The sequence below is a fragment of the Janthinobacterium sp. GL_088 genome (assembly GCF_057837845.1).
In genome coordinates, this window is record NZ_CM174453.1 from 2,947,558 (window position 1) to 2,962,142 (window position 14,585).

The 14,585-nt window shown below is 61.5% G+C and carries 12 protein-coding genes; 3 read left to right on the plus strand and 9 right to left on the minus strand.

What is annotated here, in order from left to right:
• From AC3IQ7_RS13510 to AC3IQ7_RS13520, 3 genes are read left to right on the plus strand one after another with little or no spacing between them, the layout of a single operon-like run.
• Nucleotides 1-801 carry a flagellar biosynthetic protein FliR gene (locus tag AC3IQ7_RS13510; protein WP_099380178.1) on the plus strand — a complete coding sequence of 267 codons (801 nt, stop codon included), beginning with the start codon at nucleotides 1-3 and terminating at the stop codon, nucleotides 799-801.
• Nucleotides 791-1,930, plus strand: coding sequence for an EscU/YscU/HrcU family type III secretion system export apparatus switch protein (locus tag AC3IQ7_RS13515; RefSeq protein WP_099380177.1), 1,140 nt, complete (start codon nucleotides 791-793; stop codon nucleotides 1,928-1,930). The genes AC3IQ7_RS13510 and AC3IQ7_RS13515 overlap by 11 nt, the downstream gene beginning before the upstream one ends.
• Nucleotides 1,927-4,014, plus strand: a complete 2,088-nt coding sequence (locus AC3IQ7_RS13520; protein ID WP_099380176.1) for a flagellar biosynthesis protein FlhA — start codon at nucleotides 1,927-1,929, stop codon at nucleotides 4,012-4,014. Before AC3IQ7_RS13515 ends, AC3IQ7_RS13520 begins: the two co-directional genes overlap by 4 nt.
• Before the next feature lie 52 nt (nucleotides 4,015-4,066).
• Here AC3IQ7_RS13520 and AC3IQ7_RS13525 read toward each other — a convergent pair whose 3' ends face one another.
• The 9 genes from AC3IQ7_RS13525 to AC3IQ7_RS13565 all read right to left on the minus strand — a co-directional run bounded on the left by AC3IQ7_RS13525 (nucleotide 4,067) and on the right by AC3IQ7_RS13565 (nucleotide 14,477).
• Nucleotides 4,067-5,173 carry a hypothetical protein gene (locus AC3IQ7_RS13525; protein WP_489210078.1) on the minus strand — a complete coding sequence of 369 codons (1,107 nt, stop codon included), beginning with the start codon at nucleotides 5,171-5,173 and terminating at the stop codon, nucleotides 4,067-4,069.
• 56 nt (nucleotides 5,174-5,229) lie between these two features.
• Complete coding sequence (locus tag AC3IQ7_RS13530; RefSeq protein WP_322428927.1) at nucleotides 5,230-6,108, minus strand: flagellin N-terminal helical domain-containing protein; 879 nt, start codon at nucleotides 6,106-6,108, stop codon at nucleotides 5,230-5,232.
• Between the two features lie 173 nt (nucleotides 6,109-6,281).
• On the minus strand, nucleotides 6,282-7,160 hold the full coding sequence (locus AC3IQ7_RS13535; RefSeq protein ID WP_489210079.1) for a flagellin N-terminal helical domain-containing protein: 879 nt from the start codon (nucleotides 7,158-7,160) through the stop codon (nucleotides 6,282-6,284).
• A 183-nt stretch (nucleotides 7,161-7,343) separates the two neighbouring features.
• A complete protein-coding gene (locus AC3IQ7_RS13540; RefSeq protein ID WP_099411527.1) occupies nucleotides 7,344-8,195 on the minus strand; it encodes a flagellin N-terminal helical domain-containing protein in 852 nt (283 codons plus the stop codon).
• A 183-nt stretch (nucleotides 8,196-8,378) separates the two neighbouring features.
• A complete protein-coding gene (locus AC3IQ7_RS13545; protein WP_099664377.1) occupies nucleotides 8,379-9,230 on the minus strand; it encodes a flagellin N-terminal helical domain-containing protein in 852 nt (283 codons plus the stop codon).
• A 172-nt stretch (nucleotides 9,231-9,402) separates the two neighbouring features.
• A complete protein-coding gene (locus tag AC3IQ7_RS13550; RefSeq protein ID WP_489210082.1) occupies nucleotides 9,403-9,999 on the minus strand; it encodes an acyltransferase in 597 nt (198 codons plus the stop codon).
• On the minus strand, nucleotides 9,992-10,741 hold the full coding sequence (locus AC3IQ7_RS13555) for a CatB-related O-acetyltransferase (RefSeq protein ID WP_489210084.1): 750 nt from the start codon (nucleotides 10,739-10,741) through the stop codon (nucleotides 9,992-9,994). The genes AC3IQ7_RS13550 and AC3IQ7_RS13555 overlap by 8 nt, the downstream gene beginning before the upstream one ends.
• Nucleotides 10,738-11,871 carry a DegT/DnrJ/EryC1/StrS family aminotransferase gene (locus AC3IQ7_RS13560; protein WP_489210086.1) on the minus strand — a complete coding sequence of 378 codons (1,134 nt, stop codon included), beginning with the start codon at nucleotides 11,869-11,871 and terminating at the stop codon, nucleotides 10,738-10,740. The genes AC3IQ7_RS13555 and AC3IQ7_RS13560 overlap by 4 nt, the downstream gene beginning before the upstream one ends.
• A complete protein-coding gene (locus AC3IQ7_RS13565) occupies nucleotides 11,868-14,477 on the minus strand; it encodes a tetratricopeptide repeat protein (protein WP_489210088.1) in 2,610 nt (869 codons plus the stop codon). The genes AC3IQ7_RS13560 and AC3IQ7_RS13565 overlap by 4 nt, the downstream gene beginning before the upstream one ends.
• Nucleotides 14,478-14,585: the final 108 nt, after the last annotated feature.

A 14,585-nucleotide genomic window follows, 5' to 3' on the forward strand; every position in this document is an offset into this window, starting at 1 on the left:
ATGGATCAGATTTTCAATCAGGTGCTGCCGTTTCTGCTGGCCGTGTGGTGGCCGTTCTGCCGCATCCTGGCCATGCTCAGCGCCTCGCCCGTGATCGGCGACGCCATGGTGCCCGTCCCCGTGCGGGTGCTGCTGTCGCTGGTGCTGGCGATACTGATGCTGCCCGTGATGCAGGCGTCGGGCGTGTCGCAGGATTTGCTGAAGATCGATCCGTTTTCCCTGCACGCCCTCGTCGCCACCCTGGAGCAGGCCATCATCGGCTTCGTCCTGGGTCTGGCCTTCCACTTCGCCATGTCCGTCATGTCGGTGCTCGGCTACCTCGTGTCGAGCCAGGTGGGCTTTTCCATGGCCGTCATGAACGACCCGCTCAATGGCACCTCGTCGGACGTGATCACGGGGATGCTCACCATCATGTGCATGATCGTATTTTTCGCCATCGACGGCCACCTCGTGCTGACGGGCGTGATCGGCGCCAGTTTCACGGCCTGGCCCGTGGGGCAGGGTTACGGACCGCTGCTGCTGCAGACGGTGGCGTATAACGTGGCGTGGATTTTTGCCGCCGCCATGCTGCTGGCCTTGCCCATCGTCTTTTCCACCATGGTGGTGCAACTGGGTTTTGGCTTCCTGAACCGGGTGGCGCCGTCGCTGAACCTGTTTTCGCTGGGTTTTTCCATGATCACCGTGTTCGGCCTGCTGATGCTGGGGCAGATCGTGCGCTTTATCCCTGAGCACTACATCGCCATGACGAATCGGGTGCTCGACATGATCGCCGAACAGATGCGGGTGGCCCATGGCGGATAGCAGCACGGGCGACAAGACAGAAAAGGCGTCACAGCAAAAGCTGAAGAAGTCGCGCCAGGAAGGGCAGGTGGTGCGTTCGCGCGACCTGTCGACGGCGCTGGGCATCCTGATCAGCATGAAGGTCTTCATTTACCTGCTGCCAGGCTATCTGGTGAGCTTTCGCGAGCTGTTCGCCATGGCCTTCATGCCGCTCGACAGCAAGGGCGCGCTGGAAAATGCCATGTCGATGGCGTTTACGACGTCGGTGGGCTTGCTGATCAAGATGATCGTGCCGCTGTTCTGCGTGCCCCTGTTTGTCGTGCTCGGCTCCCTGATCCCCGGCGGCTGGGTCATCAGCACGAAGAACTGGATGCCGAAGATGGAGCGCCTGAGCCCGGCCAAGAACCTGGGCCGTCTGTTTGCGCCCAAGCATGCTTTTGAATTCGGCTTGTCCATCGCCAAGGCCACCGTGCTGGGCATGGTGCTCGTGCATGTGAGCCGCTCCAGCCTGACGCAATACGTGGATTTGCAACACCGGCCCCTGCAGCAGGCCATGCTCGATGGCTCGGCGCTGATGCTCGACGGCTTGATGGCGCTCATTTCCGTCTTCGTGCTGTTTGCCATCATCGACGTGCCGGCGCAGGCGTTTTTCTTTGCCCGCAACCAGCGCATGAGCAAGCAGGATGTCAAGGAAGAACATAAAAGCAGCGAAGGGCGGCCCGAAGTGCGCCAGCGCATCCGCCAGTTGCAGCAGCAGATCGGCCGGCGCAGCGTGCGCAAGACCGTGCCCGACGCCGATGTGGTGATTGTCAATCCAGAACATTACGCCGTCGCATTGAAGTATGACCAGGACCGCGCCGAGGCGCCGTTTGTCGTTGCCAAGGGCGTCGACGAGATGGCGCTGTATATCCGGCAAGTGGCGAAGGAACACCATATTGAAACGCTGGAGTTGCCGCCGCTGGCGCGCGCAATCTACAACACCAGCCAGGTGCAGCAGCAGATTCCCGTGCAGCTGTACCAGGCCGTGTCGCAGGTGCTGAACTACATCCTGCAATTGAAAGCATTCCGGTCCGGGCAGCGTGCTGCCCAGCCCGTATTACCCACCGAGATGGCCGTGCCATCTCATCTGAGCGAGGTCGTACCGCCATGAATTTCCTGAACCGCGTGGTTGCTGAAATGCGCCGCCACAAGTTCGCCACGCCGCTGTTCCTGCTGGTGATCCTGGCAATGATCATCCTGCCGCTGCCGCCGGTGCTGCTCGATATCTTGTTCACTTTCAATATCGTGCTGGCACTGATCGTCATCCTCGTCAGCGTGTCGGCCAAGCGGCCGCTCGATTTCTCCGTCTTTCCGACGGTGATCCTGGCCACCACCATGCTCAGGCTGACCCTCAACGTGGCGTCCACGCGCGTGGTGCTGTTGCACGGCCATACGGGTGCGGATGCGGCCGGTAAGGTGATCGAGGCGTTTGGTAACGTCGTGATCGGCGGCAACTTCGTCGTCGGTATCGTGGTCTTCGTGATCTTGATGATCATCAACTTCGCCGTCGTCACCAAGGGCGCCGAGCGTATATCCGAAGTGTCGGCGCGCTTTACCCTCGATGCCTTGCCGGGCAAGCAGATGGCCATCGATGCCGACCTGAATGCCGGCTTGATCAACCAGGAAAAAGCCCAGATCCGTCGCAAGGACGTGGCCGCCGAAGCGGATTTCTATGGCGCCATGGATGGTGCGTCGAAGTTCGTGCGCGGCGACGCCGTCGCCAGTATCCTGATTTTGATCATCAACATGGTCGGCGGCGTGGCCATCGGCTCGCTGATGCACGACCTGTCGTTCGGCGATGCCTTCCGTCAATATGCACTGCTGACCATCGGTGATGGCCTGGTGGCGCAGATTCCGGCGCTGCTGCTGTCGGCCGCGGCCGCCATCCTGGTGACCCGCATCAGCGATTCGGGCGACTTCGAACAGCAAGTGGCAGGCCAGGTGCTGACGTCGCCAACGGTGATCTTCAGCGCGGCCGGCATGATGGTGGCGCTGGCCTTGATTCCGGGCATGCCATGGTTCATGTTCATGACCTTCGCGGGCGTACTGGCCTTCGTGGCCTGGCGATTGACCAAGCGCGTGAAGGGGCCCGATGCGGCCGGCATGGCGGCCATCGAGGCGGCCTTGCGCGACGAGCGCCCGGCCGAACTGGAGTGGCAGCAACTGCCTGCCGTGCAACCGCTGATGGTGATGCTCGGCTATAAACTGGTTGGCATGGTGGACAAGACGCAAGGCGAACCGCTGAACAAGCGCGTCAAGGGCGTGCGCCAGAGCCTGTCCGAAGCGATGGGCTTGCTGCTGCCGAATATCGGCGTGCGCGACGACCTGGCCCTGAAGCCGTCGCAATACGCCATCGTGCTGTCGGGCACGGTGGTCGCGCAGGCGGAAGTGCAGGCCGACCGCCTGATGGCGATCCCGTCGCCGAACGTGTATGGCCAGCTGGACGGCATTCCCGGCATCGAGCCGGCCTACGGCATGCCCGTCACGTGGATCGAACCGAGCGAGAAGGCGCATGCGCTGGGCCTCGGTTACCAGGTCATCGAGGCGCCCAGCGTGATTGCCACACACTTGTCGAAAATGGTGCGCGAATACCTGCCGGAACTGTTCCGCCACGAAGACGTCTCGAACATGATGGAGCGCCTGACGGCCCTGTCGCCCAAGCTCGCTGGCGCGCTGGACAAGGCGCTGACGCACACCCAGCTGCTGCGCGTGTTCCGCGTCTTGCTGGCGGAAAATGTGTCGCTGAAGGATATCGTGCCCATCGCCACCACCTTGCTCGACAGTTCGGAAACGACCAAGGACCCGATCCTGCTGGCCGCCGAAGTACGCTGCGCGCTGCGGCGCCAGATCGTCAGCGGCCTGTTCGGGCAGAAGATGGAAATGCAGGCGTTTAACCTGGGCGGCGAGCTGGAAAACATGCTGCTCGGTTCGCTGAACCAGGCGCGCCAGTCGGGCAAGGTGACCTTGGATAATTACCCGATCGACCCGCATCTGCTGTCGCAGCTGCAGGTGAACATGCCGGTGGCGCGCGAGCAGATGAAGCAGCAGGCCACACCGCCGTTGCTGCTGGTGCTGCCGCAGATCCGTCCGCTGCTGGCCCGCTATGCGCGCCTGTTCGCGCCGGGCCTGCATGTGCTGTCGTACAACGAAATTCCGGAAAACCGCGAAGTGAGCATCATCGGCACGGTGGGGTAAACGATGGCATAAACAAAAACGGCGCTTCGGGCGCCGTTTTTTTTGTGCTGCGTCAATCCTGCTCGTCGATGGGCGGCAGCAAATCCTGCGTAGCTTCGGCCGGCCCGGCCAGCAACAGCACTTCCTCTTCCTGCTCGCCCGCCGCCGCGTCGCCATAGTCATACCCGAGCGGCGCCGCCACTTCCTTCGAGACAATGATGGCCTCCTCTTCGGCCGCGGCACTGCTGGCTGCAGGCGCATCGGGATCGGCCGCCGCTTCCGCTTCCGGCTGCGTCAGCAGCAGCGCCACTTCGGCCATGGCGCGGAACAGGGCCAGCGACAGCGAGGCGGCGCCTGCCTGCATCGGGTAATTGCCGTGCACGCGCTGCGCGTGCAGCTGGCGGTTCAGGCGGCAGCGCACCACGCGCAGACCGGCGCGCCGCACGGCGTCGGCGATCTCGGGCAGGGCCAGGCGCAAATGGCGCAATGCGGCTTCCTCGTCGGCAGCCAGTTCCAGCAGCACGCCGTCGCCGGACGGTTCCATCTGGATCACGACCCGGCCGATGCCGATGATGATCAGCTCGACGCGCAGCGCCACCTTGCCGCGCCGTCTGGGCGTTGCATCCTCATCCTCGTCGCTGGCCAGTACGCGCAGCAGCAGGCGCTGGCCGCCCCAGCCATACACGGCAAAGCGCCACGCTTCGCTGTCGACCGTCAACGGCGGACGGGCGCCTTCGCGCAGCAGGGCCGGTTGCTGCTCGGCCATGAACAGGTTGCCCGGCACGTGCTGGCCGCGTGCCTGTTCCTGCAGGGCCGCATATTGCTCGCCATACGTCTTGACCATCACGCGCCACGAGGCGGCCAGCTGTGCCGCGTCAGGCGGTTGCCAGACCAGCTGGCGTGTGAAGAAAAGCTGATTGACCTGCATGGCGCTGCTGTCGCGCGGCATGGCGCCGCCCGTGCCGTCGGCATTTGGCTTGATGAGGGACGCCAGGCTGTCCTGTCCCTTCTGCTGCAGCTGGGCGGGCAGGGTGCCGGCGTCGGGCGCGGGCGCCATGTAGGGGCCGATGGGCACCAGCGGCTGCACCACGCCCGGCACCATCGGCGTAGCGGGGCTGACGTCGAAGCGCTGGGTAATCAGGGGAACCGGGTTGCCCGATGAAATGCGGTCTATCGCCATGCCACTGTGTCCAGATGAAAGTCCATAAAAGCCGGTGAATCAGGCGGTATCAGCCATCATGGCTGCAACAGTGACAGTATCATTTTCTGCATGCTCTGGCTTTGCTTGAGCATCGCCGTGCTGGCTTGCAGCAACATTTGTGCTGACACCATGTTGGCGCTTTCCGCCGCGTAATCGACATCCATGATGCGGCCGATGGCGGCCTTGGTATTGGTGACCATGTTGGCCAGATTGTTGTGCACGTGGTCAAGGCGGTTGGCCGCCGCGCCCAGGGCCGAGCGTACGCCGCCGACCTGGTCGAGCGCCGCCGCCAGCTGATCGATCATGCTGTTGGCGGCGCCATTCGTGCCGATTTCGCTGCCGGCCGTGCCGGTGGCGGAAAAGTTGGCCGAAATGGCTTTCAATAATGTATCCAGGCTGCCCATCTTGCCTGACACGTCGAACTTCATGGTTTCGCTGCTGCTGGCGCCGATCTGGAAGGTCATCGCCTCCGACAGGGTGCCCTTGCCGGCACTGCCGTTGCCCAGCAACAGGCCGCCGCCGTAGGAGGTGTTGGTCATGACGTTGTACAGCTCGAGCCCCAGCGCATCGTACTCGGACTGCATGGCGTCGCGGTCGGTCTGGTTGGACGAAGCGTCGGCCGCCTGCGTGGCCAGGTCTTTCATGCGTACCAGCATGTCCGTGACTTCGCCAAACGCGCCTTCGGCCGTCTGCAGCATCGAGGTGCTGTTCTGCGTATTGCGCATGGCCACCGTCATGCCGCTGACCTGGGCACTGAGGCGCGTGGCGATCTGCAGGCCCGCAGCGTCGTCCATGGCCGAGTTGATGCGAAAGCCGGTGGAGAGGCGCATCATCGACGTCGTCAGCCGGCTTTGCGCACTGGCGGCGGCGCTTTGGGCGTACATTGCGGCGATATTGGTGTGAATGCTCAGCACGTGGCGGCTCCGGTGGGCGGTGAGGGTGAGTCGGGTCTACCTTGTATAGGCGACTGCGGCGCCAGCATTGTTAAATCGAAAGGCAATATAGTCAAATCAATACGTTTCGCACATAAAAAAAGCCAGACCGCAGTCTGGCTTGGCGTTGCTGGCCGCGGACGGCCAGGCAAAGATTATTGCAGCAAGGACATGACCATCGAGGACATGCTGTTGCTTTGTTTCAGCATCGCGGTGCCGGCTTGCAGCAGCATTTGCGACGACGTCATGTTCGAGCTTTCGGTGGCGAAATCAACGTCCATGATGCGGCCGGTAGCGGCCTTGGTGTTGGTGGCGATGTTCGACAGGTTGCTGTTGACGTGGTCGAGGCGGTTGGCGGCGGCGCCCAGGGACGAGCGGATCGTGCCGACATTGTCGATGGCATTTTTCAGCAGGTCGATCGTGGCGTTTGCCGTGCCGGTCAGTTCCGTGCCGACGCCGCCGCTGGTAGCCTTGAAGTTGTTGGCGGACAAGCCTTTCAGCGCGGTGTCCAGCGTGACCATGCCTGCTTGCACGGTGAAGTCCATGGTTTCCGACTTGGCGGCGCCGATCTGGAAGGTCATCTTGGCTTCCGACAGAGTGCCCTTGCCAGTCGTGCCATCGCCCAGCAGATTCTGGCCGCCGAACGTGGTATTGGTCATCACGTTGTACAGTTCCAGGCCCAGCGCGTCATATTCGGCTTGCATGGCGGTCTTGTCGGCCGTGTTCGACGAGGCATCGGCTGCTTGCGTAGCCAGATCTTTCATGCGCACCAGCATGTTGGTGACTTCGCCGAATGCGCCTTCAGCCGTTTGCAGCATCGAGGTGCTGTTTTGCGTATTGCTCATGGCGACCGTCATGCCGCTGGTCTGTGCTTTCAGGCGGGTAGCGATCTGCAGGCCGGCAGCGTCGTCCATTGCCGAGTTGATGCGGTAGCCGGTGGACAGGCGGGTCATCGAGGTCGACAGTTGCGATTGGGTCTTGGCGATCGAGTTCTGTGCGGACAGCGATGCGTTGTTGGTGTGAAGGCTCAGCATTGTATTGCTCCTGGTAAGTGAATTCTTCGAGCGGCAGGTAATTTCTTGCCCTCACCCCTACAAGGCGACAGGGGAGCGCCTTTCATTAAATTCCACATGGAAATTTTTTATCTGACGCGCCGCCATGAAAAAAGCCCCGGCAATCGCTTGCCGGGGCTTTCATGTGGCGCCAGGCGCCGGTGATTATTGCAGCAGGGACATGACCATCGAGGACATGCTGTTGCTTTGTTTCAGCATCGCGGTGCCGGCTTGCAGCAGCATTTGCGACGACGTCATGTTCGAGCTTTCGGTGGCGAAGTCGACGTCCATGATGCGGCCGGTAGCGGCCTTGGTGTTGGTCGAGATGTTCGACAGGTTGCTGTTGACGTGGTCGAGGCGGTTGGCGGCGGCGCCCAGTGCGGAACGTACCACGCCGATGCTGTCGATGGCCGAGACCAGGCTGCCGATGGCGGCGTTGGCGCTGGCGGTCAGTTCGGTGCCCAGGCCGGCGGCGCCGAAGTTGGCGCTGGCCGAACCCAGTGCGGCGGTGACGCTACCCATCGAGGTGGACAGGTTGATGCTCATCGTTTCCGATTTCGCGGCGCCGATCTGGAACGTCATGGCGCTGGCGATGGTGCCGCCGGTCAGCAGAGCTTGGCCGCCGAACGTGGTGTTTTTCATCACGTTGGACAATTCCAGACCCAGTGCGTCGTATTCGGCTTGCATGGCGTCCTTGTCGGCCGTGTTCGACGAGGCATCGGCAGCTTGCGTAGCCAGATCTTTCATGCGCACCAGCATGTTGGTGACTTCGCCGAACGCGCCTTCAGCCGTTTGCAGCATCGAGGTGCTGTTTTGCGTGTTGCTCATGGCGACCGTCATGCCGCTGGTCTGTGCTTTCAGGCGGGTAGCGATCTGCAGGCCGGCAGCGTCGTCCATTGCCGAGTTGATGCGGTAGCCGGTGGACAGGCGGGTCATCGAGGTCGACAGTTGCGATTGGGTCTTGGCGATCGAGTTCTGTGCGGACAGCGATGCGTTGTTGGTGTGAAGGCTCAGCATTGTATTGCTCCTGGTAAGTGAATTCTTCGAGCGGCAGGTAATTTCTTGCCCTCACCCCTACAAGGCGACAGGGAAGCGCCTTTCATTAAATTCCACATGGAAATTTTTTATCTGGCGCGCCGCCATGAAAAAAGCCCCGGCAATCGCTTGCCGGGGCTTTCATATGGCGCCAGGCGCCGGTGATTATTGCAGCAGGGACATGACCATCGAGGACATGCTGTTGCTTTGTTTCAGCATCGCGGTGCCGGCTTGCAGCAGCATTTGCGACGACGTCATGTTCGAGCTTTCGGTGGCGAAGTCAACGTCCATGATGCGGCCGGTAGCGGCCTTGGTGTTGGTCGAGATGTTCGACAGGTTGCTGTTGACGTGGTCGAGGCGGTTGGCGGCGGCGCCCAGTGCGGAACGTACCACGCCGATGCTGTCGATGGCCGAGACCAGGCTACCGATGGCCGTGTTGGCCAGGGTTTTCAGTTCCGTGCCGCCAGCGGTGCCGGTGAAGTTGGCGGTGGCCGAACCCAGTGCGGTGGCAACGCTGCCCATCGAGGTGGACAGGTTGATGGTCATCGTTTCCGATTTCGCGGCGCCGATTTGGAACGTCATGGCGCTGGCGATGGTGCCGCCGGTCAGCAGAGCTTGGCCGCCGAACGTGGTGTTGTTCATCACGTTGGACAATTCCAGGCCCAGTGCGTCGTATTCGGCTTGCATGGCGTCCTTGTCGGCCGTGTTCGACGAAGCATCGGCAGCTTGCGTGGCCAGATCTTTCATGCGCACCAGCATGTTGGTGACTTCGCCGAACGCGCCTTCAGCCGTTTGCAGCATCGAGGTGCTGTTTTGCGTGTTGCTCATGGCGACCGTCATGCCGCTGGTCTGTGCTTTCAGGCGGGTAGCGATCTGCAGGCCGGCAGCGTCGTCCATTGCCGAGTTGATGCGATAGCCGGTCGACAGGCGGGTCATCGAGGTCGACAGCTGCGATTGGGTCTTGGCGATCGAGTTTTGTGCGGACAACGATGCGTTATTGGTGTGAAGGCTCAGCATTGTATTGCTCCTGTAGGATATATTCAGCGAGACGCGCTATTTTTCTGCTCTCACAAGCACAAGGCGGCCATTTTTACTTATGCATTAAATGCTACATGGAAATATTTTTTATCTTGCCCTGAATCTGCCGTGATTTTTAGTTTCTGTGGAAATAATATCTAAAAAAATACTTTTAACTATTTTTTATCGCATCGCGTGCGCGCAATTGCTCTTCTGCAATTAACAAACCCTGGTCGCGGCTTTTGATCCGCTTCGCCGGTGTGCCCGCATAGATTCCCCATGCCTGCAGCGACTTGGTGACCAGGCTGAGCGCGCCAACGGCGACGCCTTCGCCAAGCTGTGCGCCGGGCAGCACCACGCTGCCCGAGCCGATGATGACGTGCCTGCCCAGGTGGATGGCGCCGCTTTTGCAGTTTGTAAATTCCGCCGGCACGGTGGGGTTGGTCATGCTGGCCCCGCTGTAATCATCGGTCTTGCTGTACAGGCGCACGCCTTGCGACAAGCCGGCGTAGTCTTCCAGCGTGATGCCTGCGCCGCCGGAGAGAAAGCAGCCGCCGCCAATGTGAACGTAGCTGCCGATGCGGATATGGCCACCTGCCGCCACCAGGGTGCTGTAGCCATCGATGCGCACGTTGTTGCCGATCGCGATATTGTCGATGCCGATGATGACGCAGTTCCTGGCGATGCGCACGTTGTGGCCGAGGCTGCGAAACCCCGCGCCGTGCAAGTCTTCTTCGGTGTAATAGCCGGGATTGAAAAGTTCAGACATGGTCATCCTTGTGCGGGTGTGCGGCGCCGGCGCCGGCTTCCAGGTGGCGGCGCTTGCTTTCTGCCAGTTCGGCAATGACGCGCAGCGCCTCGCCGTCGTCGGCCGTCATGTTTTGCAGGAAATGCGCGTTATTCTCGCGTATCCAGCTCAGCGGCAGTTCCCACCAGGCTAGCGCCAGCAGGGCTGCGCGCACTTCCTCGCTGAAGCGGAAGCGCAGCAGGCGCGCGGGCGTCCCTGCGTAAATGCCGTAGGGTTCGCTGCGGAAATTGGGCGGCACCAGCGTGCGCGCACCGATGACGCAGCCATTCTCGATGACCGCGCCGCCCAATATCATCGCCTCGTCGCCGATCCACACATCGTTCTTGATGACCGTATCGGCATATTGGGGAATCGGGCTGTTTTCCAGGCCCATGCCGCCCAATGCCAGAAGATACGTCGAAATGGTGCGCATGTCGTGCTGGCCGTTGAGGATGAAGCGCAGATTCGCGCCGCCGGAAACGTAGCGCCCGATTTGCAGGTGCTGCTCGGTCGAATCGTATTTGGCTTGCGAACCGATGCCGATGCCGGAACAGCGGCCGATGGTAAATTGCCCGAAGTCCGGCTCATTGCCCAGCCAGTTACGGAAAAAGCCATGCGGTATCAGGGTCTGTCCACCGTCCTTGTAGGACAGCACGGTAAATTGTGCCGCCCAGCGATGGTCGTCGATGGTGCCGAAAAAGTCGGTGTCTGTGGAAATATTCATGGAATCAGGCCGGCCTGTGCATGCCGCTCGATGATGGCGCAGATGGCATCGACCTGATCGAGGCCCAGGCCGGGATAGATGGGCAGGCAGATGATTTGCCGCGATGCCTGCAGCGCGTTCGGCAGATTGCTGTGGGCGGCGGTCGGCATGCTGCGGTACATGGGGAAGTCGCTGATGAGCGGATAGAAATAGCGGCGCGCGTAGATATCCTGGTCCCGCAGCAGCTGGAACAGTGCGTCGCGGCTGGTGCCGTAGGCTTCCTTGACGAGAATGGGGAAGTAGGAATGGTTGGCCGATTCCTCTTCGCCAGCCGGCAGGCAGTCGATGCCGGCGATGGCCGCCAGCCGTTCCCGGTAACGGGCATCGATGGCGCGCCGCTGCAGCCGTGCCGCGTCGATGCCCTTCAATTGCAGCAGGCCGAATGCGGCGTTGATCTCGCTCATCTTGCCGTTGATGCCGGGTGCCACCACCGTCACTTCGTCGACGAAGCCGAAATTTTTCAGATGGTCGATGCGCTGCTTGGTCTTGGCGTCGGGGCAGACGATCGCGCCACCTTCAAAGGTATTGAAAATTTTCGTGGCGTGAAAACTCAGCACGGACAGGTCGCCGCAATTGAGCACGCTGCTGCCCTTGTGGCGCACGCCGAACGCATGCGCCGCGTCGTAGATGACTTTCAAGCCATAGTTGTCGGCGATTTTTTCGATGCGTTCCACCTCGCAGGGACGGCCATAGCAGTGCACCGGCATGATGGCGGTGGTGTGCGGCGTGATGGCTGCCTCGATCCTGGCGGGATCCATATTCAGGCTCAGCGGGTCGATATCGACAAAAATGGGCTTGATGCCATTCCAGAGCAGCGAGTGGGCGGTGGCGACGAAGGAGTAGGGCGTGGTGATCACTTCGCCGGTGATGCGCAGCGCTTGCAGGGCCGTGATCAGTGCCAGCGTCCCATTGGTAAACAGGCAGATGTGCTTGACGCCCAGATAGTCGCACAACGCCTGTTCCAGTTGCTGGTGGAACGGGCCGCCGTTGGTGAGGATTTTATTTTTCCAGATCTCTTCCAGATATGGCAGGAAGTCTTGCAAATCCGGCATGAGCGGCTGCGTGACGTAAATCGGCTTCTTGTCGCTCATGATGGCATCACCTGCTTGCTGGTGTCGCCTGGCGCAATGGCGAACGATGCCGGCGGCAAGCCGCTGCACCAGCGCTGCCACATGGTGCGGAACGCCTTTTCCATATTGTGGGCAATGGCCCGCGAGTCGGCCAGCGCCGACACTTGCATGCGGTTGCGCAAGTCTGCGCGCAGGACGGCCAGCTGCATGATGTTGCTAGATAAGAATATTCCCTTGCGGACGAAATCCTCGTCGTCGGTCGTGATGAAGGCGTCGAGACCCACATGCTGCAAGATGCAGGCACCGGCATGGCTCGGTACGCTTGTTCCCTTGAGCGTCAGCGTGGGCACGCCCATCCATAGCGCGTGCAGCGTGGTGGTGCCGCCCGTGTACGGGAAGGTGTCGAGGCAGATGTCGATTTGCTGGTGCAAGGCCAGATAGCCGCCCAAGTGGGTGCGGCCGTGGAAGGTCAGGCGGTCGGCGGCGATGCCTTCCTGCGCGAACCAGGCTTGCAAGGTGGCGATATCGCTGTCTTTTTGCATGGCGGCAAGATGCATTTTCGCTTCGGGAAGGGCCCGCAGCAGCTTTGCCCAGCGAGCGATGACGCCTGGATTGAGTTTGCTGAGCCGATTGAAACTGCCGAAGGTCAGGTAGCCGTTGCCCAGCGCTGGTGCGCGGACCAGTTCCGGGGAGTCGGACGATGGCAGGAAGGGTACGCTGGCAGGCAGCAGCACGACTTTTTCCGTGAAGTACTTTTCATCGACGTCGAATTGCGGATCGGTCAGATAGTAATCCATGGTTTTCAGGCCCGTTGTGCCGGGATAGGCGATCCAGCTGACCTGAATCGGCGCCAGTTTGCGGCCAAAGGCCGTCAGGCGGTTGAAGGCCGTATGGCTGGACAGGTCGACCAGGATGTCGATGCCGTCTTCCCGGATCTTTTCCTGCAAGCTGCTGTCGCTCACCTCGATGATGTTTTGCCAATGGGGGAAATAGCCGCGCAGGCGCTGCGTGACGGCGTCTTCCAGCGTATTGTTGTAGTAGGCGTACAGGCTCAGGCCGGGGCTGGCGCTCAGGTGCGCCACCACGGGCACGACGAAGTTGGACACCACGTGCGAATTGAAGTCGCCCGAGACAAAGCCGACCCTGATGCGCCGCGCGGGATCGTTGTCGTTGCCGAAAACGTGGCCTTCCGCTGTCGCGGTCGTGGACGGCCGGTCGAAGGCCTCGCCGAAGCGGCAGTGTTCCTCAAACAGGCTTTGAGCATCGATATCGACGCTATGGCTGAGGCAAAATAGCAGACCGCTGTGGCTCTCCGGAATATGCGACGCCACCGTCCGGGCGCGATAGCCGCTGGCAATGGCTTCCTCCAAGTGGCCTTCGGCGTGGAGCAGCGAGCACAGGTTGATTTCTGCCGCTGCGTAGTCGGGCTTGATTTCCAGGGCGCGCCGGAACGCGGCCAGCGCTTCCTTGCTTTTGCCCATGGTGCGCATGATATTACCCAAATGAAAATGTAATTCTTCATCATCTGGCTCGGATTCCAGCGCCGTGTTCAGGCACGTCAATACATCCTGATACTGTTTCAGCACCAGGTAGGCGGCGACCAGATTGTTCCGTGCCACCCGGTAATCGGGTTTGATCTGCAGCGCGCGCTGGAAGCTGCGCACGGCGTCCTGTACATTCCTGCTCTCGTGCAGCGCCTGGCCCAGCCGGTTATGCACCTCGGCGTCGTCCGGTAATGCAAGGGTGGCCGCGCGAAAGCTGTCGGCAGCGGCACCAAACTGTTTCTGGCGCAGCAGCGCATTGCCCAGATTAAACGTCGCCAGCGCGTAGTCTGGCTTCAAGGCCAGGGCGCGGCGGTAGCTCGCCACAGCCTCGTCCAGCCTGTTTTCCGCCTGGAGCAGGTTACCGAGGTTGCAGTGGGCCTCGGCAAACGCCGGCTCGATTTCGAGCGCCCGCAGATAGCAGTCGCGGGCTGCATCCAGTTTCCCGGCCGTTTGCCAGGCATTGCCCAGGTGCCCATGCGCCTGCGCATCGTGCGGCGCCAGTTCCACCGTCCGCTGCAGCGTGGCCAGAGCATCTTTGCCTTGCACCTGCAGGGCCGTCCCCAGCACGCTCCAGCCGAATGGCGAGTCTGGATAGGTTTCCAGCAACTGCCGGCAGGCCGCTTCCATCTGTTCATGCTGGCCCGCCTGGTACAACTGCACGATGTGGTCCATTTCCGGCTGCGACGGCGACAGGGCCGCCAGCGCGACCGCCTCCTGCGCCTGCTGGCGCAGCGCTTGCGAGGCAGCATTGTCGAGTCCGCGGGCGATGGCGGTGTCGACGATGTCGAGCGCTTCGTCGGGCTGTCCCGCCTGCAGCAAGCCCTGCGCATAGGATAGCCAGAACTGGCCCTCGTCCGGGGCGACGGACAGCGCCTTGCGTAAATACGGCAAGCCGGCCACATGCTGCCCTACTTGCCCGGCCAGCAAACCCAGGTTGTGGTTGGCGACGGCATGGTAGGGATGGGCCTGCAGGATCGACAGGTAGATTTCTTCCGCCTCGGCAAAACGCCCTGCCTGGTGTTCAGCGATGGCCAGCTGTAATTCGGTGTCGGGGGAGACTGCGGGAGGGAGGGTCGGGTGCATGGGCTGGGGCGGGCAGAAATGTTTAGCAACGGGAATTGTAACTGGTGACAGTGCCCGTGAGAAACTTTCCGAGGGGAATTTGTTGACGCACGCTGCCCGAATGCGCAC